This is a genomic window from Rhizobium sp. 11_C7_N12_5 (assembly GCF_051811145.1).
In the GTDB taxonomy this organism is placed as follows: Bacteria; Pseudomonadota; Alphaproteobacteria; order Rhizobiales; family Rhizobiaceae; genus Rhizobium; species Rhizobium lusitanum.
Window position 1 is genome coordinate 409,309 of record NZ_JBPWPY010000002.1, and the last position, 26,891, is coordinate 436,199.

Sequence of the window (26,891 nt, forward strand, 5' to 3'; positions counted from 1 at the left end):
CTAGGCCTTGCCGCCGCCGCCGTCATGCCCTTCGCTCAACCTGCACAAGCCTCTGCAAAGCAATCTTCGAAAGGTAAGGACACAATGAGCAGCAGCACGATCACCACCAAGGACGGAACTCAGATCTTCTACAAGGATTGGGGAACAGGCCAGCCGATCGTCTTCCATCACGGATGGCCGCTGAGCTCGGACGATTGGGACGCCCAGATGCTCTTTTTCCTCAATCAGGGCTACCGCGTTATCGCCCATGATCGCCGCGGCCACGGGCGCTCGAGCCAGACGGCGACCGGAAACGAGATGGATACCTATGCTGCCGACGTGGCCGCACTCGCCGAGCATCTCGACCTGAAAGGCGCCATTCACGTCGGCCATTCGACCGGCGGTGGCGAAGTCGCCCGCTACGTGGCGCAGTATGGCGGTCATGGCCGGGTTTCCAAGGCGGTGCTGATTGGCGCCGTGCCGCCGATCATGGTCAAGTCCGACAAGAATCCCGGTGGCCTGCCGCTGGAGGTATTCGATGGCTTCCGCGCGGCGCTTGCCGCCAATCGCGCGCAATTCTTCCGCGACGTTCCGTCAGGACCGTTTTACGGCTTCAATCGCCCCGGTGCGGTGGTTTCGCAGGGCGTCATCGATAATTGGTGGCGTCAGGGCATGATGGGGGGCGCCAAGGCGCATTACGACTGCATCAAGGCCTTCTCGGAAACGGACTTCACTGAGGATCTGAAGAAGATCGAGGTGCCGACGCTGGTCATGCATGGCGATGATGACCAGATCGTCCCGATTGCGGACGCGGCCCTTTTGTCCATCAAGCTGCTGAAGAACGGCACGCTGAAAGTCTACAAAGGCTTTCCGCACGGCATGGCGACCACGCATGCGGATATCATCAATGCGGATCTGCTGGCGTTCTTCAAGGCTTAAAGATCCCCCGAAGAGTGAAGCGCCCGCCTTCCGGCGGGCGCTTCACAGCCGGCCGGGTGCTGTTACCACGCCTGCCGCTTCAGCTATCAAGTTTCAATGAAAGCTGAACGGCACGCGGCAAGGGTGGTAGCGGCCGGCTGATGTCGACGCGGCGTTTCCAATTGGCGAGCCGCTTCTGCTCGCGCTCCCGAAGCGCCTTCGAGACCGCGACAAAGGTCATGGCACGCTCAATGACTTGTTCAGCTTTGGTCATGGACATCTCCATATGTTCACTTTATGTTCTCATATTGAGTGCAATAAGTCAAGCCTATGGCGGTGAGCGCCCAGCGCTCTCGGGTTCCGAATATAGGGCGAGCATATTCCGACTGCTCTGCGGAATGTCCCGGACTTGCAACGCCAGTGAATGGGGTTGACGTTCGTAGCCAATCAAATGCTTAGAAGAGTGTCGCGGTCGTCTTTTCCAATTCGGACGTTGACGGTCTACTAGCCTTTCAGCTTGCGCCCCTGTTTTTGCTTCGGCTTCTCAACGGATGGGTCCGACACTTCCTTGGCCAATCTTGCCTGGCGAAGGCGCTCCGTCTTGCTTTCACGCGCAACGACTTCGTTTTGAATGATGGTCCGTGCTGAATCATTCGTGGCAATCGCCGCTTTTTCGGCTCTGGACAAGCGCTGCTCTGACCGATTGACTCTAAATGCACTCATGTTGCCTCCTGGAGCTGCCGGCAACAAAAAAGGCCGGAGCGAAACCGCGCCGACCTTCCTCACATCGCCCTCGCACCAATGCCAGTACATCCGTGGTCAAAAGAGGAAAACGACTAAAACATCGCGAGCGTCAAATTTCGTTAGCGCTCACCAGCAATGTTACTTTGTAGATGTGGGGTGTCATTCCGTCGAATGCAAGTACTAGAGAAATTTATTTCGATTTATTAGGCGTCCATAGGGAGTTTCCGGACGTTTTTTCGATGCAGCTAAGGAGATGATGAGTATCCGTCTTCTCCGAAACTTAAATGGCTGATAAACTACTTGAGATCGATGCGACACGGAAATTGCTCCGCCCCATCCTTCTCGGTGGCCCATGTCGAAGCTTACATTCAGATACAGCGTTCGTGAGGAGCGTGATTGTACCTGGACAGTGTACGATGTCTTCACGGGAAGGGCTGCGGAGCCCACGCATTGGATACTGAACGTTCTGACTGAGAAGGAAGCAAAGGCCTATTGCGCCATTCTTAATGTCAAGGACATGGAAAGACGTGAACGCCTGGGCTTCTAGCGCGCGCAGGCGAGATTGCCTTGTCCCTTAATGGTTAGGCGATATTCTCCCGCAATGTCACGCCCGGCCACGCCGGATGGGCTTTTTTCTTTCCTTTACCAAGGTGGCCGTTTTCGGTTCTTCCGTGGCTTCTTGTTGCAGGCGAAGAGTTCGCAGCGCCTCGGTTTTCTTTTCCCGGGCGGAGTTTTCCGCCGCCACGATGGATTTTGCCATGCTGGTGGTGGTCGCGGCTTTGTCGTTGGTGAGAGACGCAGCCTTCTTGAAGAATTGGTCCTTGGTGGCTGTCATGATCGCTCCTTCGCGCACAGCAGTAAATTGGGGAGGGTTGTCGAAGATTAACGACTTTGGGTCCGGCTTCGGGTGCTCTTGGGCAGCAGACCGTCTCTTTGTAGCTTCTTGCGCATCAGCTTGCGGTGCCGGCGAATGGCTTGCGCTTTCTCTTGAACACGCTGCTCGGATGGCTTCACAAAGGCTGAACGCACTTTTATTTCGCGAAAAATGCCTTCACGGATCATCTTCTTCTTCAGTACGCGCAATGCTTGATCAATATCATTGTCTTTTACAAAAACTTGCAAATCATACCTTTCCGTAGCGCACAGCATGTCGCTCCGCGCCCTATCTGAAGGCTTGTTTTTTGCCTCCCGCAGTAAGGGGTTTCAGCCAAGGCTCCGGTCTTGCGGATGTGGAGTTTTGGCTGTCGGCAACTGGATCCGCGCAAAGCTGCTCGATGTCCGCCTCCGAGATGCGGCGTTCAAAGCTCTCATGCGTGAAGCGAACCTGATAATATGCCTCGGCGGAGTCGGAGGGGAGCATGCTTATGATGCGGCATGTCCTTGGGGCTGCTTTCAGCCGAGTGAGATCCGCTTTCAAGACCACTACGTCTCCAGCCGAAAACTTCATTCTGCTCATGGCATCCCCTCGCTGATGGGCCGCAGAAATACAAAAGGCCGGGCATTACCCGACCTTTCCCTGCCAGTTCGATCCTTGCTGCCGGTACATCCGTGGTCAGCATGACGAATGACAATCAGATAGCTTTGAGATTGTCGGCAGAACTCTTGCCGGTCTTGCGATCGCGAACCAGTTCGTAATCGACCTTCTGGCCTTCGGCGAGAGAATTCATACCTGCGCGCTCCACAGCGGAAATGTGAACAAACACATCCGTTGCGCCGTCTTCAGGTTGAATGAAGCCAAAACCCTTGGCGCTATTGAACCACTTTACAGTTCCAGAGCTCATGACAATTTCCTTTCAATTAGACATAGAATTTCGCTCCGCGACAAACCATTTGCCGCAGTATCACGACCAAAATTGAAAGAAAATTCGGCTACGCTTCCGCGTTAACAAAGATCATCAAGCAAGATCGACATTATTAACATAGGGCTGAAACAAGGCAAAGGCAAGGCTGCATTTATGGCCGACGATTTTAACCGGCAGCCGCTCCGATACAATAAATGAAAATAACCGTTGATTTACAATCGCGATGGGGTGTTCGCTACACCCACGGCCGCGGTCGCAAGGCATGTGTCGACGATCCCGCGGGTATCGGTACGGCAGGAGCCGCGACCGGCTGGCAGGCGACGTTGCGGGTCGCGCGGCCGGAACATTTGCCGGATGGACGGTTGTGTCGGATGAGAGCGAAAATCATCTGGCCGCTAGCGCATGAAGCGACAACGCCCGCTTGAAATTTGCCTCATCTTCCGCCACCTGTTCGGCGCGACTTTCAATATTCCCAGGAGACTAGACGCACATGACAACCACCGCAGAAAACACCGCTGAGAGCCACGTCTTTGAGGCTGACGTTGCCCGCCTTCTGCATATGATGGTTCACTCGGTTTATTCGGATAAGGACGTCTTCCTGCGCGAGCTGATCTCGAACGCGGCCGATGCCTGCGAAAAGCTGCGCTATGAGGCAATCGCCGAGCCCGCGCTGCTCGCCAACGACCCCGACAGCCGCATCCTGCTGACGCTCGATGCCGACGGCAACAAGCTCGTCGTCGAGGACAACGGCATCGGCATGAGCCGCGACGAGCTGATCGAGGCGCTCGGAACGATCGCCCGCTCGGGCACGCGCGCCTTCATGGAGCGCATCGAGGCCAACAAGCAGGGCGAAGGCGCCCAGCTCATCGGCCAGTTCGGCGTCGGCTTCTATTCCTGTTTCATGGTCGCCGACCGGGTTGACGTCGCCTCCCGCCGCGCCGGCGCGGAGGAAGCCTGGCTCTGGTCATCCGACGGCAAGGGTGGCTACAGCGTCGCCCCGATCGATGTGGCCGAGGCTCCCGCTCGCGGCACGCGCATCACGCTGCATCTGATGGACGATGCCAAGAGCTATGCATCGCGCTGGACGGTGGAGCGCATCGTCAAGGAGCAGTCGGGCCATGTGCCGGTGCCGATCAAGATCGTCGAGGCGCCCGGCGCCGAGCCCACGCAGCTGACCGACGGCACCGCGCTTTGGACCAAGTCGAAGAACGACATCACCAGCGAGGAATATACGGATTTCTATCGCGGCGTTTCCGGCCAGTATGACGAGCCGGCGCTGACGGTGCATTTCCGCGCCGAAGGCCGCCACGAATATTCCGCCCTCGCCTTCGTGCCGGGCTCGCAGCCATTCGATCTCTCCGATCCGGATCGCAAAGGCCGCATGAAGCTCTATGTGAAGCGGGTCTTCATCACCGACGAGGCGGAATTGTTGCCGCGCTATCTCCGCTTCGTGCGCGGTCTTGTCGATACGAACGACCTCCCGCTCAACGTCTCGCGCGAGATGATCCAGGAAAGCGCGATCCTGTCGGCGATCCGCAAGGGTGTCACCAACCGTATCATCACGGCGATCGAGAAGCTGGCTGAAAGCGACCAGGATGCTTTCCTGAAGCTCTGGGAAAATTTCGGCAGCCTGATCAAGGAAGGCCTCTACGAGGATTTCGAGCGGCGCACGCAACTGCTGGCGCTGTCGCGCTTCCGCACCACCGCCTCCGGCGATGGCTACCGTTCGCTTGCCGATTACGTCAAGGACGCCAAGGAAGGCCAGCAGTCGATCTACTATCTCGTCGGCGGCAGCCTGGATCAGCTGAAGGCATCGCCTCAGCTCGAAGGTTTCCGCGCCCGCGGCATCGAAGTGCTGTTGCTGACGGATTCCGTCGACAGCTTCTGGGTGACGAACGCGCCGGAATTCGAGGGCAAGAGCTTCAAGTCGATCACCCAGGGCTCCGCCGATCTCGCGCAGTTCAAGAAGCTGGACGAAGACAAGGCGGAAAGCGCAAGCGCTCCCGCCGAAGTGCAGGCCTTCATCGATTTCGCCAGGGAAAAGCTTGCCGATGAGGTGTCGGACGTGCGCGCGTCCGATCGCCTGATCGAAAGCGCTGTCTGCCTGGTCGCCTCCGAACAGGGTTACGACCGGCAGCTCGAGAAGATCCTGCAGGGGGCCGGCCGCTTGCAGTCCGGCGCCAAGCCGATCCTGGAAATCAATATGGATCACCCGGTCGTCAAGGCTATCGCCGCCAAGGTCGATGCACCGTCGCTGCGCGACGATGCGGCATTCCTGCTGCTCGATCAGGCGCGCGTGCTTGATGGTGACAAGCCGGCCGATCCGCGCGCTTTCGCCGAGCGTCTGGCGCGGGTGATGGAAAAGGCTCTCCAGTAATCGAAAGGGCCGGCACGACTTTGATGAGGTCGTGCCGGCCCGGATCTTTCGAGTGCGGTCGGGAAGGCTGAATACGTTCGACAGAGCGGGTCGCTATAGCCAAAACTTATCGCCAGGGCACGAGGTCCGAATTGGCAAACTGCGCCGCGCGGCGTGAAATCGCTGTCGTTCGGAAGGAGTTTCCCATGTCGGAAGAAAAGACGGCACTTGTTATCAGCGCGCATGCTGCTGACTTCGTATCGCGCTGCATGCGGAGCGGGCTATAAGGTCACCGTCGTCTGCCTGTCCCTCGACGAGCGCGGCGAGTCGGCAAAGCTCCGGAAGCAGCCGGGCATGACGCTGGAGCGGGTCAAGGCAGCGCAACGGGCGGAATCGGAAAAGGCGGCAAAGGCGCTCGGCGTCTACGATCTCATCAGCTTCGACCTCGGCGACTATCCGCTGCGCCTGACGGACGAAGGCAAATACTGCCTGGCCGATGCGATCTCTTATCGAACATCCGGCGGGCCTGATGGAGGTTTTCCTGGACCTCGACGAGGGCGGCCGTCAATGGGGCGGGAACGGTCAGGACAGCGCGAAAAATGTTCGATGGCCGCGTGTTTCCGACGTCATAAACTTGAGTTTCGTTTGAAGCTTTTTATTGCGCGCCGCGCGTTCTTCTCCTATAGAGGAACCCGAAATGGCCGGGTGTCGCCCGGCCACGTAAGCGTTAACGTCACTCAACGCGTATGATCGAACGGCTCTGCGGCTTCGGTCTGCGCGGCTATGTCCTGCGGATCAAGGTTTAAGAGCCTCGAAGGGACACAGATGGATAACCCCCAAACCTCAAATCCGAATAGTTCGGTTCCGAAGATCGAGCGTGTGCGCCATGAGCTGAAGCGGCGTACCCTGACCGTCTCCAACGTCGAAAAGATGACGCCCGGCATGCTGCGCATCGAGCTTGCCGGGGAAGACCTTGCCGATTTTGTCAGCCTGGCGCCCGACGATCACATCAAGGTTCTCGTGCCGGGCCCTGGCGAAGAGATGGTGCGGCGCGACTATACGCCTCGCCGCTACGATACCGATGCCCGCACGCTCGTCATTGATTTTGCCATTCATGAAGCAGGACCTGTCACTCAATGGGCACTCGGCGCCCGCCCCGGTGACAGCCTGGAGATCGGCGGTCCCCGCGGCTCTGCGGTAATCTCCGACGACGTCAAGAATTGGCTGCTCGTCGGCGACGAGACGGCGTTGCCGGCCATCGGCCGTCGCATAGAGGAGGCAGGCAGCGATGTGCGGATCACGGCCATCATGGCGGTTGCGGACGCTGCCGAGCACCAGATCTTTCAAACCGACGCCCAGCTGGAGACTCATTGGGCGCATCGGCCCCTGTCGGAGGCGACCGACGCGTCTGCGCTGATGGCCGTTCTCCAATCGGTCGAGCTTGCGCCCGGCACCTTCGTCTGGATTGCCGCTGAAGCCTCGGTGACGCGTGCGCTGCGGACCTATTTCGTCGAAGAACGCGGCTATCCGCTGAGCTGGATCAAGGCATCCGGCTACTGGGTCAAGGGCAAGGCGGACGCGACCGAGAAATTCGACTAGGTGTCGATATGGCAGGCGGCTGCAAGAAACCGCCTGCCAATCCTGATATGAAGGCCGGCTCATCTTGCCGGCAGATGTTCCTGCCCCATCTGATGGCACAGCTGTCCCGTAAAAGGACAAGGGGCTCAATGCTAAGATTGAGTTCACCGAGACTGAAGCCGGGGCAGATTTCGACTTCCTAAATTGCGTGGAATCGCCGAAGGTTAGGCGCGAAGCGGAAATGGTGACGAAGTCATCGCCGGCCAATTTACAGGTTCGAGGCGCCGAGCGGGAGGCGGTGCCGACGAACGTCGCGCAAACCCCTGCCGCACGCGACGGCCGATATTGAGGATCAAAGCGAAGTGCCTGCCGTCCCGAAAGAACCGCCGCAAACATTCGCCTCGCTGATGTTGTCGTCTCTGCGCAAGGCCTTCTTCAGCATTGCGCTTGCGAGTGTTGGTATCAACGTGCTGGCGCTGACCGGCTCCTTCTTCATGCTGCAGGTCTACGACCGGGTTATTCCCAGCCGCAGCCTGCCGACGCTATCGGGACTCGTCATCATCGTCGCAACCCTGTTCCTCTTCCAGGGAGTGTTGGAACTGCTGCGTTCGATGCTGCTTGCGCGCATCGGCACGTCGCTGGATGAGCGGTTGAACCGAAAGGTCTTCCGCTCGCTTCTGTTCCTGCCGACTCAAAGGCAGACATCGGATGACGGGTTGCAATCGGTTCGCGATCTCGAGCAGATCCGCTCGTTTCTGTCCGGCAGCGGCTCGACGGCGCTTTTCGACCTGCCTTGGATGCCTTTCTACCTGATCCTCTGCTTCCTGTTCCACGTCTGGATCGGCGTCACGGCCCTATGCGGCGCCATCCTGCTCGTCGGCATAACCTTGCTCGCGGAAATATTGTCGCGACGGCCGGCCTTGGATGCCGCCAAGTCCTCCGCCCTGCGTCTCGGCTTTGCCCAGGCGGCACGGCGGAACTGGGAGGCGGCGATATCAATGGGTTTTGCCGGCCGGCTGACCGAGAAATGGGTTGTCATGAATGACGATTACCTGAAGCATCAGGCGGCTGCCGGCTCCATCGTCGGAGCGCTGACGATCGCGGCAAAGATGGCGCGCATGATGCTTCAATCCGCGGTGCTGGCGGTCGGCGCGATCCTTGTCATCCGTCAGGAGGCGACGGGCGGTATCATCATCGCGAGCTCGATCCTGGTGACGCGGGCGCTGGCACCCGTCGAGCTTGCGATCGGTCAATGGAAGGGTTTCGTTGCCGCGCGCCAGGGCTGGACGCGGCTTGCGACGCTCCTCGATGTCGCACCTGCCGAGCAGCATGCTCTCACCCTCCCGGCACCGGCGCGCGAACTCAGCGTCGAGAATATCAGTGTTGCCTCTCCGGGCGGCCGCGATCTCATCCTGCGCAACGTCTCGTTCAAAGTACCGGCGGGAACGGTGCTGGGCGTCATCGGTCCGAGTGCATCGGGCAAGTCTTCGCTGGCGCGCGCGATCACGGGTCTCTGGCCAGCTGCGATCGGCACCATCAGGCTCGACAAGGCAGCGCTATCGCAATGGGAGCCGAACGAACTTGGCCGGCATATCGGCTATCTGCCGCAGGATGTCACTCTCTTCGACGGCTCGATTGCGGACAACATTTCCCGTTTCGATAAGAATATGGAGCCCGAGCCGGTCATCTCAGCTGCAAAGGCTGCTGGCGTCTACAACATGATCGTCAAGCTTCCCGATGGATTCGATACGGTGATCGGCGAGGGCGGCTCACGGCTTTCGGCCGGCCAGAGGCAGCGCATCGCATTGGCGCGCGCGCTTTACGGGGATCCATTCCTGGTGGTCCTGGACGAGCCGAATTCTAACCTGGATGCCGAAGGAGAGACGGGCCTGACCGCCGCGCTGACGGGCGTGCGGGAGCGGGGCGGCATCGCCATCGTCATCGCTCACAGGCCGAGTGCGCTTGCCGCCGCCGACAAGGTGATGATCGTTGCCGGCGGCCAGATGCAGGCATTCGGGCCGAAGAAGGAGATACTCGGCGCCCCGCCCAAGCAGGTCGAGACGGCAGCCCTTGCGATTGCTGGCGGAGAAGTATGAGGATGAACGACAGCGCATCACCTTCAACCGAACGCGCCATCCGCCGTCTGTCGCTGCTCGTGGTGGCCGCCATCCTGCTATTGTTCGGCGTCATGGGCGGCCTTGCGGCCGCAACGAAGATTTCCGGCGCGGTGATTGCTTCCGGCAGCCTGGTCGTAGACAGCTACGTGAAGCCGGTGAAGCATCTGAAGGGCGGTATCGCGAGCGCGATCTTCGTGAAGAACGGCGATCATGTCGGTGCAGGCCAGGTGCTCCTGCGGCTAGACGATACGCAAACCAGAGCCAATCTCGCCATCATCCGCAAGCGCCTCAGCGAACTGTCCGCGCGCACGGCGCGTCTGGTCGCCGAGCGCGACGGCAAGGATGAGATCGCCTTTCCGGCCGATCTGCTCACTGCTGTCGGCAACGAGGATGTCGGGGCCATTCTGGACGGTGAGCGGCGGCTTTTTCGAGACCGGGAGGCTTCACGCGAGGGCCAGAAATCGCAGCTGCGCGAACGAATTCAGCAGCTGAAGCAGGAGATCGAGGGGCTTACGGCGCAGGAGCAGGGCAAGCGGAGCGAGATTGCGCTGATCGGCAAGGAGCTTGGCAGCCTCGAGGGGCTGCTCAACCAGGGCATCATTTCGGCGACGAAGGTCTATTCTCTGCAGCGGGAAAGCGCCTCGCTGAACGGCGATCTCGGCAATCTCGTATCGTCGATTGCCCAGACCAGGGGCAAGATCGCGGAAACCGAACTGCAGATCCTTCAGATCGATGCCGATCAGAGCTCGCAGGTCTCCGATCAATTGCGCCAGGCGGAGAGTGATACCGGCCAGTTTTCGGAACGCCTGGTCGCCGCCGAGGACGATCTGAAGCGGATCGACATCAGGGCGCCGCAGGCGGGCATCGTCGATCAGCTGGGCATCCATGCCGAAGGCGCGGTCATCTCGCCGGCCGAAGCGATCCTGCAGATCGTCCCCGACAAGGATGCGCTCGTGGCCGAGCTGAAGCTCGCGCCGCAGGATATCGATCAGATCGCTGTCGGGCAGCCGGTCTCATTGCGATTTCCCGCCTTCAATCAGCGGATTACGCCGGAGCTGAACGGGCATGTGGAGACGGTCTCGGCGGATCTGGCGATCGATCAGCGTTCGGGCCAGAGCTATTATATCGTGCGGGCAAGGGCGCCGAAACAGGAATGGGACCGGCTGGGGAAACTGACGCCGCTGCCCGGCATGCCGGTGGAGGCTTTCATGCAGACAGGCCAAAGAAGCATTCTGGCCTATCTGACGAAGCCGATGACCGATCAGATCCGGCGGGCATTCAAGGAGGATTAGGGTGCCGCCGTGAGGCACCCTTGATCTTCTCAGATATGCCAATCCGACGTATGGGCTGTTTGGGCCGAGGCGGCGAGTTGCGCTGCATGGTCGTCCAGCGAATAGGCCTTGATGTAGTCGATCTTCATTTCGGATCCGTGCTGGAGCCCGTCCGACGGCGTGCCCGCCAGGCCTCCGACGGCGAGATCGACAAGCATATACATCGGACCATGCATATCGGCGGGCGTGGCGGCATGGGCGACGGCGACGTCGTCGAAATACCAGGTGATCTGATCCTTGTCCCAGAGCACGCCGTAATTGTGGAAGCCGTCGGTGCTCGGCACTTCCACTGGAATGGACGTCATCGTGTGCTCGCCGGTGGCATTCGAATGAACCGTGACGTTGACCGTATTCGGGTTCTGGCCACGCATTTCCGCCACGTCGAGTTCCGGCGGCCAGGAGCCATCCTCCGGCAGCAGCCAGAAGGCCGGCCAGACGCCCTGGTCATGCGGCATCTCGGCGCGCATTTCGAAATACCCGTAGGTCTGGGAGAAGGAGGAATGGGTGGTCAGTACGCCGGACGTGTAGTTATGGTTCTCGGTGATTGTCTTCAATGCGTCGGGCGTCGGTTTCGCGGTGATGGTGAGAACACCGTCGGATGAAATTGAAAACGGATTTGCCGATGCCGTCGGCGCATAGGACGGGTTGATGTACCATTGCAGCTCGTCGTTCAGGCTGCTGCCCTTGTCCGGTGCCCAGGAATATTTCGCGTCCCAGGTGCCCTGTGTTCCCTCATGCAGCGAGAGCGCGTTGAAATCGTCTGAAAAGGTTTGCGTCAGCAAGGATCTGTCCAATCCGAGCTGGAACTGATTTTCGTGCAGATCGGCAACCGTCTTGTTGGCGAAGACCAGGCTTTCGCCGTTACCGAGATCGAGATGCAGGTTGGCGCCATCCTGGCTGGTATGGCTGACGACCTGATCGAAGGAAGTCAGACCGTATTGGTTGAGGCGCACCTTGTCGTCAGCGCTGAAGTCGGTAATGAGATCGCTGCCGTTGCCCTTGGTGACGATGAAGGTATCGGCACCGCCGCCGCCTGTCAGCACGTCGTTGCCGGCGCCGCCGTCGATGGTCTGGCTGCCGCTGCCGCCTGTGATGATGTTGTCGGCGCTATTGCCATAGGCATGGCGGTTGTTGCCGGTCACCGTGAGATTTTCGAAATTGTCCGGCAGGGTGTAGTCCATCCAGGTGTTGATGGTATCGACACCGGCATTGGGCGCCTCGTAGGCGTGGTTGATGCTTGAATAGAGATAGTAGATATCGTCGCCGGTGCCACCCATCATCGTCACGTTGACGGTGTTGTCACCCCACATGGAATCATTTCCGGCGGTGCCGTGGAGCGTAGGGCCGGAGCCGGTGGCCGAAAAGAAACCCGTCGACGTATCGCTGTAGTAAAGCGGCTGTCCTAGGGCATTCAGAACCGAATTGGGCATCGCAAACCTCTTCCTTTGTGCCGGGCTGTCTCCTCCACAGACCTGATATTATATTCCTCCACGCTCATGTGCCTCAGATAGCGTGCTTTGTTTTTTCGCCCAGCCCCGCGCGACAAGTTTTTCGGCGATATGAGTGAAATGGCTGGGCATCGCGCATTTTGGATCACCCGGGACGGGCAGCCCCTACAAGCAGGGAAGAGATTTTCGGTTTTGCGACCAACGAGAGATCGTCGTTTCTTTTAATCTATCAATTTTGTGGACAATATTCGCATTATCGAAAGCGTGCCCGACGTTCGGAAAGGAATAAGAATGAGCGCCCCTAAACTCGTCGGCATCGCCGGCAGCTTCAATCGGCCATCAAAGACCTACGCGCTGGTTCGGACCGTCGCCGGTCTGGCGAGCGACCGATATGGGTTTGCCAGCAAGGTCTACGACCTGCACGATGTCGGTCCCTCGCTCGGCGCAGCGCAATGGCGCAAGGATCTTGACGATCAAGCCAAGAGCGTCATCGACGATATCGTCTCGTCGGATGCGCTGATCATCGGTTCGCCGACCTTCAAGGGATCCTATCCGGGGCTCTTCAAGCATCTCATCGACCTTATCGATCCTCATGAACTGCGCGCCAAGCCGATCATCATCACGGCGACGGGCGGAGGCGACCGGCATGCGCTGATGGTGGAGCACCAACTACGGCCGCTCTTCGGCTTCTTCATGGCCCATACGCTGCCGACTGCGGTCTATGCCTCGGATCGCGATTTCACCGATTACAAGGTTTCCTCGGAGCCGCTCGCCAACCGGATCAATGAAGTCGTCGGCGAGCTTGCCGCCTTCTTTCCGCATCCGGTGAGGGTGCTTGTTGCCGCGGAATAGTGCCTGAAAGGCGGTTCGATCTGCAAGCGCTAAGCCTGGAATTCAACGAGATGGAGGGTTGCATGAGATCTAGTATCATCAGTCGCCTGAAGACGATTTTCGGCTTCTTTCCGTTGGATAGAAAGAGGGATGGGCTTGTGCCCGTACAAGGGGCGCCGATCGCAAGCGACGGCCGGGAGCCTTCCGCGCGCGAGTATGAGCTCTATTATTGGTGCTCCACGCTGGCGCCCTGGTATTGAAGGGACACGCCCTTGGTTTTGTGTCGCGGATTGCGGTTCTCGCTGAAATCGGCTGCGAGGGTATCATGAGCAGAGTGCTGATCGTGCCCGGATTGTTCGGATCGGGCGAGGGGCATTGGCAACGCTATTGGCTGCAGGATCATCCTGATGTTCGGCTCGTGGAGCAAGACGATTGGGACCATCCCAATCTCGGCAATTGGATGGAAAGCCTCGAGGCGGCGCTGGAAGAGGCCGGCGAAGCCTATATCGTTGCCCATAGCCTGGGCTGCCTGCTGACCGCGAGATTGGCCGGTCGCCCGGCTGCGCGAAGGGTCAAAGGAGCACTTCTCGTCGCTCCTTGCGATATTCCCGCAACCGAGACGCTTCACGCCGGCCATCTTTCCTTCGGCACGATGCCGACGGAGGCGCTGCCTTTCCCTAGTATCACGATCGGCAGCCTCAACGACATCTATATGAGGCTCGACCGCCTGACCATGTTCGGCCGGCTCTGGAATTCCGATGTCCGCAACATCGGCCTTGCCGGGCACATCAATATCGCCAGCGGGTTTGGACGATGGCCAAGCGGCTACGGGTTTCTGGAAATGCTGAAGGCGCGCACGAGGCATCGCCGGCCGCAAGGACTTCCGCTTGCAATCACGGCGCTCCCTTGAAAGAGGGGCTTCCCATGAGAGCCATTCGACGCCATTGTGCGGTCGACTTTTTGACCGTTTCCTTTGCTCGCAATCCAAGGCATGCGACGAGGATCACATTTTGGAGGTAGGGTAATGAGCTTGCGTATCAACGATATTGCTCCCGATTTCACCGCAGAGACGACGCAAGGGGAAATTCACTTCCACGACTGGATCGGCAGCGGCTGGGCTGTTCTGTTCTCCCACCCGAAGAACTTCACGCCCGTCTGCACGACCGAACTCGGAGCGATGGCAGGCCTGGAGCGGGAATTCGCCAAGCGCGGCGTCAAGGTCATCGGCATTTCCGTCGATCCGGTCGAAAGTCATGAAAAGTGGAAGAGCGATATCAAGACGGCGACCGGCTTCGAGGTCGAATATCCGCTGATCGGCGACAAGGACCTCAAAGTCGCCAAGCTCTATGACATGTTGCCGGCCGGTGCCGGCGAAAGCTCCGAGGGGCGCACCCCCGCCGACAACGCCACTGTTCGCTCGGTCTTCGTCATCGGCCCGGACAAGAAGATCAAATTGATCCTTACCTACCCGATGACGACCGGGCGCAATTTCGGCGAAATTCTCCGCGCCATCGACTCCATCCAGCTGACGACCAAGCACCAGGTCGCGACGCCGGCAAACTGGCAGCAGGGCGAAGATGTCATCATCACCGCCGCCGTTTCCAACGAGGACGCCATCAGCCGGTTCGGCTCGTTCGATACGGTATTGCCCTATCTGCGCAAGACCCGGCAGCCGACTGCCTAAGTCGCCACGTTGGCGCGACTACCAATCGATGCGATGCGACCTCAGGGGCCGCATCGCCTTTTCATAGCCTGACATTCTCGCGCAGGAACTCCAGGAGCGCCCGCACCCGCGCCGGCAGGGGGCCACCCTGGCCGATATAGACGGCGTAGAATTCCTCGACATCGCCCGGGTTGAGCTCTTCCAACACCGGAAGCAGCCGGCCGGCATCAAGATCGGCCTTGACCGTGAAGGCGGCGAGGCGCGCAATCCCGGCGCCCGCAAGCGCAAGGTGGCGCATGGCTTCGCCGTCGCCAACCAGCAGGTTGCGCGTCGCCGGAAGTGTCATCATTTGGCTGCCGGACTGAAGGGGCCAGTCTTCGATCGCCCGCGAATAGGAAAAGCCGATGCGGCAGTGCCTTTCAAGCTCTGCGGGTGAGCGCGGCACACCATGCCGCCGTAGATAATCCGGCGATGCAACGATCATCTTACGCGTCGCGCCGAGCTTGCGGGCGGTGAGGCTGGAACTCTTCAGCGGGCCGGCGCGGATTGCGACATCTGCCCGCTCTTCCATCAGATCCACGATCCGATCGGTATGAAAGACCTCGAGCGAGACATCAGGATATAGCGCCATGAAGGCGGGAACGAGTGGAGCGAGCACATGATTGCCGAAGGAGCCGCTGGTGTTGATGCGGATATGCCCTACAACCTGCTCGCCTGCCGAAGCATGGCGTTCGGCCTCGCCAATATCGGCGAGGATCGTCACGCTGCGCTCATAGAAGCCGCAACCCTCGGGCGTCAGCTGCAGGCGCCTCGTTGAGCGATTGATGAGACGCGCGCCGAGACGCTTCTCTAGCCTCGCGACGAGTTTGCTCACGGCTGAAGGGGTCATGCCGCAGGCCTTAGCGGCGGCGGTGAAGCCGCCGAGCTCGACGGCGCGGACGAAGACCTCCATTTCACCGGAACGATTGATGTCCTGACGGCTCATGATGAATTGAAATCACAAATTAGTTTCTTTCCGACAATCTATATCATCACTGCCGAAGCGTCTATCTATGAGGAGAACCAAAGGAGACAGACGATGGATTACAGAAATCTTGGTGCTTCCGGCTTGAGAGTGCCCGTGCTCAGTTTCGGAGCCGGCACATTTGCCGGCAGCGGGCCGCTCTTCAGTGCCTGGGGTTCGACGGACGCGACGGAGGCGCGGCGTCTCGTCGATATCTGCCTCGAGGCGGGCGTCAATCTCTTCGACACCGCCGATGTCTATTCGGCCGGCGCCTCCGAAGAGGTGCTCGGTCAGGCGATCCGGGGCCGGCGCGACGCCGTGTTGATTTCGACCAAGACTGCACTGCCGATGGGGGATGGACCGGGTGATTGGGGCGCTTCGCGTTCCCGGTTGATCAAATCGGTCGACGCTGCGTTGCATCGTCTCGGCACTGACTATATCGACCTGCTGCAGTTGCACGCCTTCGATGCCTCGACGCCCATCGAGGAGACGCTTTCCACCCTTGACGGTCTCGTGAAGGCGGGCAAGATCCGCTATATCGGCGCTTCGAATTTTGCCGGCTGGGAGCTGATGAAATCGCTTTCCGTCTCCGACAGGCATTCATATGCGCGCCATGTCGCCCATCAGGTCTACTATTCGCTTGCAGGCCGCGACTATGAATGGGAGCTGATGCCGCTCGGCGCGGATCAGAATGTCGGCGCGCTGGTCTGGAGCCCGCTCGCGTGGGGCAGGCTCACGGGCAAGATCCGCCGTGGTCAGCCGCTGCCGGAGAAAAGCCGTCTGCACGAAACAGCATCCTTCGGGCCGCCGGTCGATGACGAAAAGCTGTTCGATATCGTCGATGCTCTGGATGAGATCGCTGCCGAAACCGGCAAGAGCGTGCCGCAGATCGCAATCAACTGGTTGCTGAGCCGGCCGACCGTTGCGAGCGTCATCATCGGCGCGCGCAACGAAGAGCAGCTGCGACAAAATCTCGGTGCGGTCGGCTGGGCGCTTTCCAAGCAGCAAATCGAAAAGCTGGACCGGGTCAGCGCCGTGGCCGCGCCCTATCCTTATTTCCCATATCGACGGCAGGAGGGCTTTGCCAGGCTCAATCCGCCGCTGGTCTGACCGGCAGCCCTTGTGCTTGCCCGAGACTGGGACAAGGAAAAAGCTGGCGGCGAAGAACGATCTCTCTTCGCCGCCAAACTATATTTTACCGGCCGCCTTCGATCTTGCGATGGCGCTGGTTCCTGCCGCTCTCGCCATAGGGATAGGCGGCGGGTTGCGGTGCGCTGATCTCGTTCAGCCTATCCATCTCCGCCTCCGACAGCTTCAGCTCGCCAGCGCCGAGATTGTCTGCAAGCTGCTCCCGCGTGCGGGCACCGAGGATGACGGAGGTCACCGCCGGCCGCGCAGCCGTCCAGGCCAGTGCGACCTGCGCCATGGTGACGCCGCGTGCCTTGGCGATCTCTTCCACGGCAGCGATGATTGCCCAGGTCCGCTCCTGCGCGTTGCGCGGTGCATAGGATTCGCTGCCGCGATTGGGGTTCTCGCCAAGCCGGGTAGCACCGGTCGGCGCCTCGTCGCGCCTGTATTTGCCGGTCAGCCAGCCCCCGCCCAGCGGTGACCAGGGCAGCATGCCCATGCCGGCATCCAGGCATGCGTCGACGATCTCAAGCTCGATATCGCGTACGAGCAGATTATATTGCGGCTGCAGCGTGACCGGCCGCGTGTATCCGTGCGCCTTGGCGATCTCGACGGCCTTGGCGATGTGCCAGCCGACATAGTTGGAGAAGCCGTAATACCCGATCTTGCCGGCGCGCACCGCATCGTCGAGAAAGCGCAGCGTCTCCTCGATCGGGGTCAAGGCATCCCAGGCATGCATCTGATAGAGATCGATGTGGTCGATGCCGAGACGGCGCAGCGAGTCGTCCAGAGCCTGCCCGAGGTGCCGGCGCGAGAGGCCGATGTCGTTCGGGCCGTTGCCCATCGGAAAACGGCCCTTGGTGGCGACGACGGTCTGTCGTGCCTCGGTCGGACGCGCCTTGAGCCAGCGCCCGATGATCTCTTCCGACTTGCCGGCGCTATAGACGTCGCGGTGTCGATGAAATTTCCGCCCCAGGCGAAGTAATCGTCCAGCAGTTTGTGCGATGCGGCTTCGTCCGCTTCCGCGCCGAAAGTCATGGTGCCAAGGCAGTAGGCGGTTACGACGGCCCCGCTTGGGCCGAGCTTGCGATAATCCATTCCTGTCTCCTCTGACGGAGCGACGGCACCCGATTCGCAAAAGCGAGCGGCAGAGCCGGGGGCTCCGATATCCATAGCGATGTCGTGGTTGAGACGGCCTCCACCGTCGATGACGTATGGCGCCCGACACTCCAGCGTCGAGGCCACAGCAATACAATAGCCAATCATCCCATGATAACCAAGCGCATTCATTGCCTGGACGACTTGGCTTGCGTAAAATTCTCCGTGATGATTCCTCTTTCGCCGAATGTCTTCCTTCATGGATGAAACGCCGACAAGCCGCATGCTCTCCTGGGCGCGCAACTCCACGATCTATCGCCTCGAACGCCGGATGATGACCGAGAAGCAGCTGTTCGATGCGATCGCCAGAAAGGCGAAACAGAAATTCGAGGGTATCAGTGATGCGCAGATCAAAGCGCTTGCCGATTTTGCCGTCAAATTCGCCTATGAGCTGAAAGTACTCGATGATGTCGTTTACGCCGAGATCAGCACGCGCTCCGCAGCTCGCTCCGGCAAATCGAAGAAAGCCATCGCCTTCAAGCTCGCGTCCAAGGGGATACATAGTGAAACGGTCGTCGCCGCAGTGGAGGAGGTCGACGATCTCCACGCGGCCGTGATCTTTGCCAGAAAGCGCGGCTTCGGCCCCTTTCGACGCGGTGATCTGGATGAGAGGCGCAAGTCAAAGGAATTGTCCGCCTTCGCCCGCAACGGCTTCAGCTTTGCGGTCGGCAAGAAGGTTTTCGATATGGAGCGTCAGGACGCCGAAGAGGTGCTGCAGTCGACCTCTGCATTCTGAGGCCTGACACTCATTGAAATAGCCGGGGTCACCGGCTAGCTTGCCGCGCTTGAGAGCAGCGTGCACGGGGAAGTTTGTGAGATCAGCTATTCGATTGTCCGCGATGGCCTTATGCATCGCTTTTCTGCCCATGCCTGCCTATGCCGATTGGCAGCCTGTCGAGATCATCAAGACCTATGCAATTACTGGAACGTCCGGCGCCGAACTTTATGATTCGATCGGCGAGCGGGGTCCGTTGCTCGGCCCCAAGGTGCGGGCGATCGCCCATACCGATTTCAAGCTCACCTGGACCCGCAAATACGAGCCGCAGCCGGATGGCGCCTGCATGATCACCGTCAACATTCCCAAGGTGATCATCACCTACACATTGCCGAAACCCTCGGCACGACTGCCGGCCTCGACGCGCAGAAGCTGGCAGAAGTTCATTGCCGGCGTCGAGGCGCATGAGCGGGTGCATGGTGGGTTCATCAAGGATATGGTCAAGGAAATCGAGACCATGAGCGTCGACTTCTCCGTGCCCGACGACCCGAAATGCAGCAGGATTCGCGTGGAGTTGACGAAGCGGCTTGGCGAGATTTCCAAGAAAGAGCGGCAGCGCAACGTCGACTTCGACAAGGTCGAATTCAGCGACGGCGGCAATCTCCAGCAGCTCGTTCTGAAACTGGTGAGGGAAGAATAGGCGGCGACAGAGATATCGAAGCTCGCAACGCTATTGTCGTCTCCGCCGCTTGCCCCGATATCGACCTTTCGCCATTGTCACGCCCGGGGCGGAAGAGGTTGTGCAAGGCGATATGAAAACACCCAGGAGAATCGGTATTCTTGAGGTTGCGCGGCTGGCCGGCGTTTCCGCTACGACGGTTTCCCGCGTCCTCAACGGTCATGCCGATAGCCGCATCAGCCTGGAGACACAGGAACGCGTCAGGGCGACGGCAAACAGTGTCGGTTATGTCGTCAACCGGCTGGCGACATCGCTCAGAACGCACAGAACCGGTGTGTTCGGTGCCATCGTCAACAGTCTTTCGGGTCACTATCAGCCGCATCTGACAAGCCGCCTTCAGGCGGCGGCTCAGCGGCGAGGGGTGGAACTGCTGGTCGCGCAGGCGAAGGCGGAGGCTGGCGAGGTCGCCGGCCAGCTACGCCTGTTCCAGGAGGATTTCTTCGACGGCGTGATCATGGTCAGCGATCTCCCCGGTCAGCAGGCCCTTTGCGATCATCTGGATCGCATGGGCAAGGCGCATGTGACGCTAGGCGCGGGGTTGACCGGTCCGTTGCCTGCAGTCGTGACGGACGACCGTCATGGCATGACCCTGCTGTTCGACCATCTGACGGGATTGGGACACAGCCGCATCTCCTTCGTCTACCGCGTGAGCCGCAGCGCGCTTCGTGATCGCCTGTCGATCTATCAGGACGTGGTTGGCGGCAGCGCGGGTGCCATCGTCGGCGATGTCATCTCCTTCGAGAGGAATGATAGCGATCGTGACGCGTTCAAGAGCATCCTGGCTTCGCCCATGACGCATCCGACGGCCCTCATCTGTGGGAGCGATGGCCTTGCGATCGAGGTCGTTGCATTTCTGCGCGACATCGGGCTGCGGATTCCCGCCGATATATCCGTTGTAGGCTATGACAACGTGCCCGACACAGCCTATTGGGCGCCGCCGCTTACGACAGTGGCACAACCGACGGATTCGCTGTGCGAAGCCTCGCTTGACCTTCTGGTTGAGCTGTCGAATCTTCCACTGGAAGCACGCATTACAAAGCGCCCGATGCGCTTCGTACCGCCTGAACTTGTCATACGTGCGTCATCGTGCTCCCCTAGTTTGCGGCCATTCTCCCTTGCGTAGTTGAAACGACAGTTTTGAGCGCAAGTGGTCCTTTCTTATTTGCGCAAACGTTTGTGCAAGCCCTTAACAGGAGAGCGTGCCGATGTCCGATACCCTGCTCACCGGCCTCAATATGGCCATTACCCGCCGCACGACGCTTTTCATGGGAGCGGCGGCAGGACTCTCCGTCTTCGTGCCGGCACTGTCTGCTTCCGCTGGGGATGGCGATGACAAAAGACCCGAGCTTCGCATCGCGGTTCAGCAGAATCCGGTATCGCAAGAGCCTGTCGATGCGGCCAGCAACGTCGCCTTCCGCAACAATTATTCCATTCACGAGACGGTTCTTGCGCTCGACATGCGCGGCGACTTCTCGGTGAAGCCCAATCTTGGGGTATCCTGGACCTGGGTCTCGCCGACCATTTTGGAAATGAAGCTGCGTCCGGGCGTGATCTTCCACGACGGCCGCGAGATGACGGCTGAGGATGTCGCCTTCTCTTTCGGCCCCGAGCGGCTCCTGAACAAGGATGCGCCGGGCTACCCCGTCTATCGCACCAATTTCACCAGCCTCGATCATGTCGAGGTGGTCGATCCGCTGACGGTTCGCTTCATCACGAAATTCCAGGATCCGATCTTCCTGCAGCGCCTGGCATCCTATGCCGCCGTCGTCATCAGCAAGGACGCCTGGCAGAAGAACGGCGGCAACTGGACCACATGGCGCCAGAAGCCGGTCGGCGCCGGCCCCTACAAGGTCGAGAGCTATGCGACCAATGAAAATGTGATCCTCGCGTCGCATGATCAGGCTTATCGCGGCAAGCCGGCCGCCAAGCGCGTGACATTGCGCATCGTCCCGGAAGTCTCCTCGCGCATCGCCGGACTGCTCGCCGGCGACTACGACATCGCGACGGACCTGCCGCCGGATCAGCTTGCGGTCGTGACCGCCAGCGCCGGCCATGAGATCGTCGGCGGTCCGGTTCCCAATCACCGCATCCTGTTTTTCGACAAGAACAATCCGGCGCTCAAGGACCCGCGCGTACGCCAGGCACTCATTCTCGCTATCGACCGTCAGGCGATCGTCGATACGATCTGGAACGGCCGCACCAGAGTGCCGAACGGCCTGCAGTTCGAACTCTACGGTCCCGTCTATCTCAAGGACTATCCGGCTTACAAGTACGATCCGGATCAGGCGATGCAGCTCCTGAAGGATGCCGGCTATAACGGCGAAGAAATCGAGATTCGCTCGCAGAACAATTATTATACGGCGGAAAATCCCGTTACGCAGGCCGTCGTCGCCATGTGGCAGGCCGTCGGCGTCAACGCCAAGATGAAGTTCGTCGAAAGCGGCAAGCTGTTCGAAAACTCGTCGACCCGGGCCACTGGCAACTGGTCGAGCACCGGGCAGGTCCCCGACCCCTATATTTCCTTCTTCACGCAGTTCAGCTCGGCCGGCTCGTTGAACTCGTTCAAGATCTGGCAAAATGCGGATTTCGACGCCCTGGGCGCGAAGATGGAGCAGGCCGTCGATCCGGCCGAACGTGCCAAGATCTTCCGCGACATGCTGCATCTGATCGAGTGGCAGGATCCGGGTGTGACTGTCCTGCACCAGAATGCCGTCTTCTTCGGTATCCGCAAAGGCATCAAGTGGCAGCCGCTGCCGGCCTTCCAGATGGATCTTGGTGCCGGCAGCCTTGCCTTCGAAGAGCAGAAGAGCTGAGCATCGTCGCGATGGCAACGCCCATTCTTTCGGTCGACAATCTGAGTGTCTCGTTCAGAATGGGCGCGGGCCGGGTTCATCCGATCAACAATGTCTCCTTTGACCTTGCCGAGGGTGAAATCCTCGGCATCGTTGGGGAGAGCGGGTCGGGCAAGAGCATGACTTGTCTTGCCCTTGCAGGCCTCTTGGGTCCGACGGCGAGTGCCACCGGCTATATTTCCTTCGAAGATGCCATGTACGATGCTGCGGAGCTTAGCGGGATGGCGCGCGCAAAGCTGCCGCCCATCGGCCTGATCTTTCAGGAGCCCGTCTCCTGTCTCGATCCGGTCCGCACGATCGGCTCCCAGATCGCCGAAGCGGCTGTCAGCGCCGGCCTGTCCGCAAGCGAAGCCAGGGCCGAGGCGCTGCGGCTGCTGGCGGAGGTCGCCATTCCGCAGCCGGAAACGCGTTACAATGCCTATCCCGCGCAATTTTCCGGTGGCATGTGCCAGCGCGTGATGATTGCCATGGCGCTTGCCATGCAGCCGCGGCTGATCATTGCCGACGAGCCGACCACCGCGCTTGACGTCACCGTTCAGGCGCAGGTCGTGGCATTGCTGGTCAAGGCAGTGCGCGAGCGCGGCATCCCGATGATCTTCATCAGCCACGATCTCGATCTGGTTTCCGAGGTCTGCGACCGTATCGCGGTCATGTATGCGGGCTCGCTGGTCGAGATCAACCGGACGGACGATCTCTACGACAATCCGCGCCATCCCTATACGCGGTTGCTGCTGGAGGCGATGCCGGGCCGCGGCAAGCCGCTCGAGAAGCTCGCCGATATTCCAGGCGAGCTGAAGCTGCACGATGCCAAGCCTTTGGCCTGCGCCTTCGCTCCACGTTGCCCGCGGGTCGAGACCCATTGCGCGACGGCCGTTCCGCCGCTGATCGCCGGCAGGGCTTCGCTTGCCTGCTTCAATCCATGGAGCTCCCATGACGCTTGAGAAAACAATCCCATCGAATGGGGATGAAGCCGGCCTCGCGCTCGCCGCCCGCAATCTGCAATTTTCCTATTCGCCCGGCTTCTCCCTCTGGCCTGGGCGAGCCCAGGGATTTCACGCGATCAAGGATGTGAGCCTGGAATTGAAGCCCGGCGAGACGCTGGGTCTGGTCGGGGAGTCCGGTTGCGGCAAATCCACGCTCGCCTCCCTTCTCTGCGGTGACCGGATGCCGACATCAGGCGCCATCGAATTGTTCGGCCAATCCTTTGACGACTTAATGAAGCCGAACCGGCGCGGGCTGGCCAGGCATTTGCAGGTGATTTCACAGGATACGCTGGGCGCGCTCGATCCGCGGCGCAGCGTCGGCCACCAGATGCTGGAGACACTGGCGATCCACCGCATCGGTCATCCGTCGAGCCGGTCCGACCGCGCCGCCGAGACCTTCAAGGCCGTCAGCCTGCCGGTCTCCGCCCTGCAGAAGTTCCCGCATCAGCTTTCGGGCGGCCAGCGCCAGCGCGTGGCCATCGCGCGTGCTCTAATCGTCGAGCCGAAGATCCTGCTCTGCGACGAGCCGGTCTCGGCGCTCGATGTCTCGGTGCAGGCTCAGGTTCTCAATCTCCTGCTCGATCTGCAGCGCGCCCGCGGCCTGTCGCTGCTCTTCATCAGCCACGACGTGCGGGTGGTCCGCCATGTCTCGCATCGCGTAGCGATCATGGAGGCTGGGCAGATCGTCGAGACCGGCCCGACCGAGGAGGTCTTCGCAAACCCAGATCATCCCTACACGGCAAAGCTTCTGTCTGCCGTTCCGCGCGGACGTCGCCACAAGATGCGGCAGGCAGCCGCCGTTCTCGAAACGCTCTGAAGGAACGGGCCATGCTTCAATCCATTCTGCGTGCGCTCTTCAGGGCCCTCGTCACGCTCTTCTTGGCGATCACCTTTACCTTCATCATCCTGCGTATCAGCGGCGATCCCCTGCATTCGCTGTTGCCCGTCGAGACGCCGCCGGAAGTGGTGGCGCTGATGCGGCAGCAATGGGGTCTCGATCAACCGCTCTACATCCAGTATTTCTCCTATCTCGGCCATCTATTGCGCGGGGATTTCGGCAAGTCGCTGCTGAACGGGCAGGATGCCTTGACGCTGGTCCTTTCGAAGGTGCCGGCGACGCTGGAGTTGATGGGCGCGGCGCTGATATTGGCTTTTGGCGCCGGCGTGCCGCTTGGCATTCTGGCCGCGCGCAATCGCGGCGGTCTGATCGACCGTTTCGTGATGATGCTGGCGGTGCTGATGCATTCCCTGCCGAATTTTCTGATCGCAATCCTGCTTATTCAGTTGTTCGCCGTGTCGCTGCGGCTGCTGCCAAGCGGCGGCGGATCGACGGCGGCGCATCTGGTCATGCCTGTTCTGGTGATCGGTCTTTACAATGCCGGCATCATCGCCCGCTTCGTTCGTTCGAGCGTGCTGGAAGTGCTGGGCCAGCGCTATATCCTGGCCGCCCGCGCCAAGCGGATCGGCGAGAGCGCGGTGCTCTGGCAGCATGTCATGCCGAATGCGGCCCTGCCGCTCCTGACCATGCTCGGCTTTCTCGTCGGCGGCATGATCGGCGGCGCGGCTGTTGTCGAGACCGTGTATGCCTGGCCCGGCGTCGGCCGCTTTCTCGTTTCGTCGGTGGCGCAGCGCGACCTCAACATCGTGCAGACCATCGTCATCCTCATCACGGCGACGATGGTGAGCGCCAATCTCCTCATCGATTGTCTCTACATTCTCGCCGATCCGCGCCTGCGGCATCGGGCATCGGCCTGATCGGCCACTTCGAAAGGTCATCATCATGACGAACGCCGCGACCGGCGCCGATGCGCTCCCCAAGATCAAGTCCGAGAAAGCGTCGCGTAGCCCGCGTCTCGATCTCACGACGGCGGTTTGCGCGATCGTGCTTGTCACGTTCATTCTGGTTGCGATCTTTGCCAATGCGCTTGCGCCCTATGGCTTTGCGCAGATCGATCTCCATGCCCGCAAGGCGCCGCCGCTCCTGTTCGGCGGCACATTCAAGCACGTTCTCGGCACGGACGAGCTTGGCCGCGATATTCTAAGCCGTGTCTTCTATGGCGTGCGGACCAGCCTGCTGATCGCGCTCGGCGCCTCAGTGATCAGCCTGGCGCTCGGAACGACGCTCGGACTGCTCGCCGCGTTTCGCCGCGGCTTTGCCGACATGCTGATCCGGGTCGCGGTGGACTTCCAGGCATCGATGCCGTTTCTGATCATCGCGCTCGCCGTTCTCGCCTTCTTCGGCGACAACCTCTGGCTTTTCATGGCGCTGCTCGGCCTCTACGGCTGGGAGCGTTACGCCCGGCTGGTTCGCACCATGGCCGGCCTGGAACTGGAGCGGGGCTATGTCGCTGCCCTGAAGCGCAACGGCGCCGGCACACCCCGCATCGCCTTCCTGCATGTCTTGCCGAATATCCTCTCGGTGGTTCTCGTCAATCTCACAGTGATCTTGCCCGAAATCCTGATGCAGGAATCGGCGCTGAGCTTCCTGGGCCTCGGTATCCAGCCGCCGCTCGTCAGCCTCGGCAGCATGGTCGGCGCAGGGCGCGATTACATCATGACCGAATGGTGGATTTCGACGCTGCCGGGCATCGTGATCTTCCTGCTGTCGCTGTCGATCAGCCTGATCGGCGACTATCTGCGCGACGCCTTCGACCCGACGCTGCACTAAGCTTTTGCTGAAAACATTCGATAATCCAAGGAGACTTCCATTGCCTCTACCTCTTCATGCCGCTCGTCACGGCCTGCTGCGCATCGCAGCCCATCGCGGCTTCAGCCGACATTTCCCGGAAAATACCATCCTTGCCTTCCAGAAAGGGGTGGACGCCGGCGCCAACGAATCCGAGATCGACCTGATGCTGACGCGCGACGACAAGATCGTCGTGATGCACGACAAGACGCTGGATCGCACCACGAGCGGCCGAGGCTTCGTCGCCGATCATGATCTCGACCATATTCTGACGCTCGATGCGGGCGCGAAATTCGATGCGCGTTTTGCCGGCACGCGCGCGCCGGCGTTCGCCGAGGTGGTCTCCTGGGCGAAGCGGACGGACACGCGCCTCGCCATCGAGATGAAGGAGCAGGAGCGGCCCGACAGGCTGGCCGACATCATGATCGGGACGCTGAGGGACATGGATGCCTTCGAGCACGTCGCCATCTCCTCCTTCGATCACCTCGATCTGCGGCGGGTGAAGGAGATCGAGCCCCGCCTGCAGACGGAAGCGATCCTTCATCATCGTCCGGTCGATATCGTCGCCTCCATGCGATCAGGCGGGATAGATGGCGTGTCGCTGGAGCTCAATCGCTTTCATCGAGCCGATGCCGAGGCCCTGCAGGAGGCTGGGATCGCTGTGCGATTGAGCCTGCCGCTACCGGAAAAACTCGCCGTTTTCTGGCAAGGCGGCAGGGACCTGCTTCCCATGATCCGGCATTGCGTCAAGGACGGCATTATCGACGCCCTGATCGGCGACGACGTGGATTTCCTGTGCATGCTGGCGAGAAGCGCAGCCGGAATCGAGGAGTAACGGACATTCCCGTGGCTACGCTGTT

At 60.3% G+C, this 26,891-nt stretch carries 26 protein-coding genes and 2 pseudogenes; 20 read left to right on the forward strand and 8 right to left on the reverse strand.

Going from position 1 to position 26,891, the window contains the following annotated elements; translation table 11 throughout:
* The first annotated feature begins 84 nt into the window (after positions 1-84).
* Positions 85-918, forward strand: coding sequence for an alpha/beta fold hydrolase (locus tag AB8B29_RS21025; RefSeq protein ID WP_092573628.1), 834 nt, complete (start codon positions 85-87; stop codon positions 916-918).
* A gap of 79 nt (positions 919-997) precedes the next feature.
* Here AB8B29_RS21025 and AB8B29_RS21030 read toward each other — a convergent pair whose 3' ends face one another.
* The 5 genes from AB8B29_RS21030 to AB8B29_RS21050 form a co-directional block, all read right to left on the reverse strand.
* Positions 998-1,171 (reverse strand): hypothetical protein, encoded by a 174-nt coding sequence (locus tag AB8B29_RS21030; RefSeq protein ID WP_092573627.1) that lies wholly within the window; start codon positions 1,169-1,171, stop codon positions 998-1,000.
* 230 nt (positions 1,172-1,401) lie between these two features.
* Positions 1,402-1,584: a hypothetical protein gene (locus AB8B29_RS21035; RefSeq protein WP_047554688.1), complete on the reverse strand. Its 183-nt coding sequence runs from the start codon at positions 1,582-1,584 to the stop codon at positions 1,402-1,404.
* A gap of 661 nt (positions 1,585-2,245) precedes the next feature.
* Positions 2,246-2,476, reverse strand: coding sequence for a hypothetical protein (locus AB8B29_RS21040; RefSeq protein ID WP_037192396.1), 231 nt, complete (start codon positions 2,474-2,476; stop codon positions 2,246-2,248).
* A gap of 47 nt (positions 2,477-2,523) precedes the next feature.
* A complete protein-coding gene (gene rpsU / locus AB8B29_RS21045; protein ID WP_037193176.1) occupies positions 2,524-2,763 on the reverse strand; it encodes a 30S ribosomal protein S21 in 240 nt (79 codons plus the stop codon).
* Positions 2,764-3,212: 449 nt separating this feature from the next.
* Positions 3,213-3,422, reverse strand: coding sequence for a cold-shock protein (locus AB8B29_RS21050; RefSeq protein WP_037192391.1), 210 nt, complete (start codon positions 3,420-3,422; stop codon positions 3,213-3,215).
* 511 nt (positions 3,423-3,933) lie between these two features.
* Here AB8B29_RS21050 and htpG point away from each other — a divergent pair.
* The 5 genes and pseudogenes from htpG to AB8B29_RS21075 all read left to right on the forward strand — a co-directional run bounded on the left by htpG (position 3,934) and on the right by AB8B29_RS21075 (position 10,786).
* On the forward strand, positions 3,934-5,820 hold the full coding sequence (gene htpG, locus AB8B29_RS21055) for a molecular chaperone HtpG (protein ID WP_037192388.1): 1,887 nt from the start codon (positions 3,934-3,936) through the stop codon (positions 5,818-5,820).
* A gap of 185 nt (positions 5,821-6,005) precedes the next feature.
* Positions 6,006-6,303 (forward strand): annotated as a pseudogene (locus AB8B29_RS21060) (PIG-L deacetylase family protein); the annotation flags it as partial.
* A 321-nt stretch (positions 6,304-6,624) separates the two neighbouring features.
* Positions 6,625-7,398: a siderophore-interacting protein gene (locus AB8B29_RS21065; protein ID WP_037192386.1), complete on the forward strand. Its 774-nt coding sequence runs from the start codon at positions 6,625-6,627 to the stop codon at positions 7,396-7,398.
* 341 nt (positions 7,399-7,739) lie between these two features.
* Positions 7,740-9,473 (forward strand): type I secretion system permease/ATPase, encoded by a 1,734-nt coding sequence (locus AB8B29_RS21070; RefSeq protein WP_439006705.1) that lies wholly within the window; start codon positions 7,740-7,742, stop codon positions 9,471-9,473.
* Positions 9,474-9,475: 2 nt separating this feature from the next.
* On the forward strand, positions 9,476-10,786 hold the full coding sequence (locus AB8B29_RS21075) for an HlyD family type I secretion periplasmic adaptor subunit (protein ID WP_037192381.1): 1,311 nt from the start codon (positions 9,476-9,478) through the stop codon (positions 10,784-10,786).
* A 29-nt stretch (positions 10,787-10,815) separates the two neighbouring features.
* Here AB8B29_RS21075 and AB8B29_RS21080 read toward each other — a convergent pair whose 3' ends face one another.
* Positions 10,816-12,255, reverse strand: a complete 1,440-nt coding sequence (locus AB8B29_RS21080) for a family 16 glycosylhydrolase (RefSeq protein WP_037192379.1) — start codon at positions 12,253-12,255, stop codon at positions 10,816-10,818.
* 309 nt (positions 12,256-12,564) lie between these two features.
* Here AB8B29_RS21080 and msuE point away from each other — a divergent pair, with 309 nt between their 5' ends.
* From msuE to AB8B29_RS21100, 4 genes are all read left to right on the forward strand, one after another.
* Positions 12,565-13,125, forward strand: a complete 561-nt coding sequence (msuE, locus tag AB8B29_RS21085) for an FMN reductase (protein ID WP_037192376.1) — start codon at positions 12,565-12,567, stop codon at positions 13,123-13,125.
* Positions 13,126-13,187: 62 nt separating this feature from the next.
* A complete protein-coding gene (locus AB8B29_RS21090; RefSeq protein WP_439006706.1) occupies positions 13,188-13,364 on the forward strand; it encodes a hypothetical protein in 177 nt (58 codons plus the stop codon).
* A gap of 65 nt (positions 13,365-13,429) precedes the next feature.
* Positions 13,430-14,014: an RBBP9/YdeN family alpha/beta hydrolase gene (locus tag AB8B29_RS21095; protein ID WP_037193174.1), complete on the forward strand. Its 585-nt coding sequence runs from the start codon at positions 13,430-13,432 to the stop codon at positions 14,012-14,014.
* Between the two features lie 114 nt (positions 14,015-14,128).
* Positions 14,129-14,788, forward strand: coding sequence for a peroxiredoxin (locus AB8B29_RS21100; RefSeq protein WP_037192372.1), 660 nt, complete (start codon positions 14,129-14,131; stop codon positions 14,786-14,788).
* Positions 14,789-14,849: 61 nt separating this feature from the next.
* Here AB8B29_RS21100 and AB8B29_RS21105 read toward each other — a convergent pair whose 3' ends face one another.
* The gene (locus tag AB8B29_RS21105) at positions 14,850-15,752 is read right to left on the reverse strand and encodes a LysR family transcriptional regulator (protein WP_037192369.1); all 903 of its coding nucleotides are present in this window, start codon (positions 15,750-15,752) and stop codon (positions 14,850-14,852) included.
* Positions 15,753-15,845: 93 nt separating this feature from the next.
* Here AB8B29_RS21105 and AB8B29_RS21110 point away from each other — a divergent pair, with 93 nt between their 5' ends.
* The gene (locus tag AB8B29_RS21110; protein WP_037192367.1) at positions 15,846-16,880 is read left to right on the forward strand and encodes an aldo/keto reductase; all 1,035 of its coding nucleotides are present in this window, start codon (positions 15,846-15,848) and stop codon (positions 16,878-16,880) included.
* A gap of 85 nt (positions 16,881-16,965) precedes the next feature.
* Here the strand turns inward: AB8B29_RS21110 and AB8B29_RS21115 are convergent.
* Positions 16,966-17,996: pseudogene (locus AB8B29_RS21115) on the reverse strand (aldo/keto reductase).
* 259 nt (positions 17,997-18,255) lie between these two features.
* On the opposite strand from AB8B29_RS21115, the gene recX reads away from it, so the two are divergent.
* The 9 genes from recX (at position 18,256) to AB8B29_RS21160 (ending at position 26,866) form a co-directional block, all read left to right on the forward strand.
* On the forward strand, positions 18,256-18,792 hold the full coding sequence (recX, locus tag AB8B29_RS21120) for a recombination regulator RecX (RefSeq protein WP_037192365.1): 537 nt from the start codon (positions 18,256-18,258) through the stop codon (positions 18,790-18,792).
* A gap of 103 nt (positions 18,793-18,895) precedes the next feature.
* Positions 18,896-19,471: a DUF922 domain-containing Zn-dependent protease gene (locus AB8B29_RS21125; RefSeq protein WP_037192362.1), complete on the forward strand. Its 576-nt coding sequence runs from the start codon at positions 18,896-18,898 to the stop codon at positions 19,469-19,471.
* A 112-nt stretch (positions 19,472-19,583) separates the two neighbouring features.
* Positions 19,584-20,633: a LacI family DNA-binding transcriptional regulator gene (locus AB8B29_RS21130; protein WP_037193160.1), complete on the forward strand. Its 1,050-nt coding sequence runs from the start codon at positions 19,584-19,586 to the stop codon at positions 20,631-20,633.
* A gap of 82 nt (positions 20,634-20,715) precedes the next feature.
* Positions 20,716-22,323: an ABC transporter substrate-binding protein gene (locus AB8B29_RS21135; protein ID WP_051963303.1), complete on the forward strand. Its 1,608-nt coding sequence runs from the start codon at positions 20,716-20,718 to the stop codon at positions 22,321-22,323.
* An 11-nt stretch (positions 22,324-22,334) separates the two neighbouring features.
* A complete protein-coding gene (locus AB8B29_RS21140; protein ID WP_037192359.1) occupies positions 22,335-23,303 on the forward strand; it encodes an ABC transporter ATP-binding protein in 969 nt (322 codons plus the stop codon).
* Positions 23,293-24,162 carry an ABC transporter ATP-binding protein gene (locus AB8B29_RS21145; protein ID WP_037192356.1) on the forward strand — a complete coding sequence of 290 codons (870 nt, stop codon included), beginning with the start codon at positions 23,293-23,295 and terminating at the stop codon, positions 24,160-24,162. Before AB8B29_RS21140 ends, AB8B29_RS21145 begins: the two co-directional genes overlap by 11 nt.
* A gap of 11 nt (positions 24,163-24,173) precedes the next feature.
* Positions 24,174-25,100, forward strand: a complete 927-nt coding sequence (locus AB8B29_RS21150) for an ABC transporter permease (RefSeq protein WP_037192354.1) — start codon at positions 24,174-24,176, stop codon at positions 25,098-25,100.
* A 25-nt stretch (positions 25,101-25,125) separates the two neighbouring features.
* Complete coding sequence (locus AB8B29_RS21155; RefSeq protein WP_037192352.1) at positions 25,126-26,013, forward strand: ABC transporter permease; 888 nt, start codon at positions 25,126-25,128, stop codon at positions 26,011-26,013.
* Between the two features lie 40 nt (positions 26,014-26,053).
* Positions 26,054-26,866 (forward strand): glycerophosphodiester phosphodiesterase, encoded by an 813-nt coding sequence (locus AB8B29_RS21160; protein ID WP_037192349.1) that lies wholly within the window; start codon positions 26,054-26,056, stop codon positions 26,864-26,866.
* The last annotated feature ends 25 nt before the right edge of the window (positions 26,867-26,891 follow it).

Coding starts and splice junctions, on each gene's coding strand:
- AB8B29_RS21025 (WP_092573628.1), top strand. CDS start 85: ATGAGCAGCAGCACGATCACCACCAAGGACGGAACTCAGATCTTCTAC.
- AB8B29_RS21030 (WP_092573627.1), bottom strand. CDS start 1,171: ATGACCAAAGCTGAACAAGTCATTGAGCGTGCCATGACCTTTGTCGCG.
- AB8B29_RS21040 (WP_037192396.1), bottom strand. CDS start 2,476: ATGACAGCCACCAAGGACCAATTCTTCAAGAAGGCTGCGTCTCTCACC.
- AB8B29_RS21050 (WP_037192391.1), bottom strand. CDS start 3,422: ATGAGCTCTGGAACTGTAAAGTGGTTCAATAGCGCCAAGGGTTTTGGC.
- htpG (WP_037192388.1), top strand. CDS start 3,934: ATGACAACCACCGCAGAAAACACCGCTGAGAGCCACGTCTTTGAGGCT.
- AB8B29_RS21065 (WP_037192386.1), top strand. CDS start 6,625: ATGGATAACCCCCAAACCTCAAATCCGAATAGTTCGGTTCCGAAGATC.
- AB8B29_RS21075 (WP_037192381.1), top strand. CDS start 9,476: ATGAACGACAGCGCATCACCTTCAACCGAACGCGCCATCCGCCGTCTG.
- AB8B29_RS21080 (WP_037192379.1), bottom strand. CDS start 12,255: ATGCCCAATTCGGTTCTGAATGCCCTAGGACAGCCGCTTTACTACAGC.
- msuE (WP_037192376.1), top strand. CDS start 12,565: ATGAGCGCCCCTAAACTCGTCGGCATCGCCGGCAGCTTCAATCGGCCA.
- AB8B29_RS21090 (WP_439006706.1), top strand. CDS start 13,188: ATGAGATCTAGTATCATCAGTCGCCTGAAGACGATTTTCGGCTTCTTT.
- AB8B29_RS21095 (WP_037193174.1), top strand. CDS start 13,430: ATGAGCAGAGTGCTGATCGTGCCCGGATTGTTCGGATCGGGCGAGGGG.
- AB8B29_RS21100 (WP_037192372.1), top strand. CDS start 14,129: ATGAGCTTGCGTATCAACGATATTGCTCCCGATTTCACCGCAGAGACG.
- AB8B29_RS21105 (WP_037192369.1), bottom strand. CDS start 15,752: ATGAGCCGTCAGGACATCAATCGTTCCGGTGAAATGGAGGTCTTCGTC.
- AB8B29_RS21110 (WP_037192367.1), top strand. CDS start 15,846: ATGGATTACAGAAATCTTGGTGCTTCCGGCTTGAGAGTGCCCGTGCTC.
- recX (WP_037192365.1), top strand. CDS start 18,256: ATGGATGAAACGCCGACAAGCCGCATGCTCTCCTGGGCGCGCAACTCC.
- AB8B29_RS21125 (WP_037192362.1), top strand. CDS start 18,896: ATGGCCTTATGCATCGCTTTTCTGCCCATGCCTGCCTATGCCGATTGG.
- AB8B29_RS21130 (WP_037193160.1), top strand. CDS start 19,584: ATGAAAACACCCAGGAGAATCGGTATTCTTGAGGTTGCGCGGCTGGCC.
- AB8B29_RS21135 (WP_051963303.1), top strand. CDS start 20,716: ATGTCCGATACCCTGCTCACCGGCCTCAATATGGCCATTACCCGCCGC.
- AB8B29_RS21140 (WP_037192359.1), top strand. CDS start 22,335: ATGGCAACGCCCATTCTTTCGGTCGACAATCTGAGTGTCTCGTTCAGA.
- AB8B29_RS21145 (WP_037192356.1), top strand. CDS start 23,293: ATGACGCTTGAGAAAACAATCCCATCGAATGGGGATGAAGCCGGCCTC.
- AB8B29_RS21150 (WP_037192354.1), top strand. CDS start 24,174: ATGCTTCAATCCATTCTGCGTGCGCTCTTCAGGGCCCTCGTCACGCTC.
- AB8B29_RS21155 (WP_037192352.1), top strand. CDS start 25,126: ATGACGAACGCCGCGACCGGCGCCGATGCGCTCCCCAAGATCAAGTCC.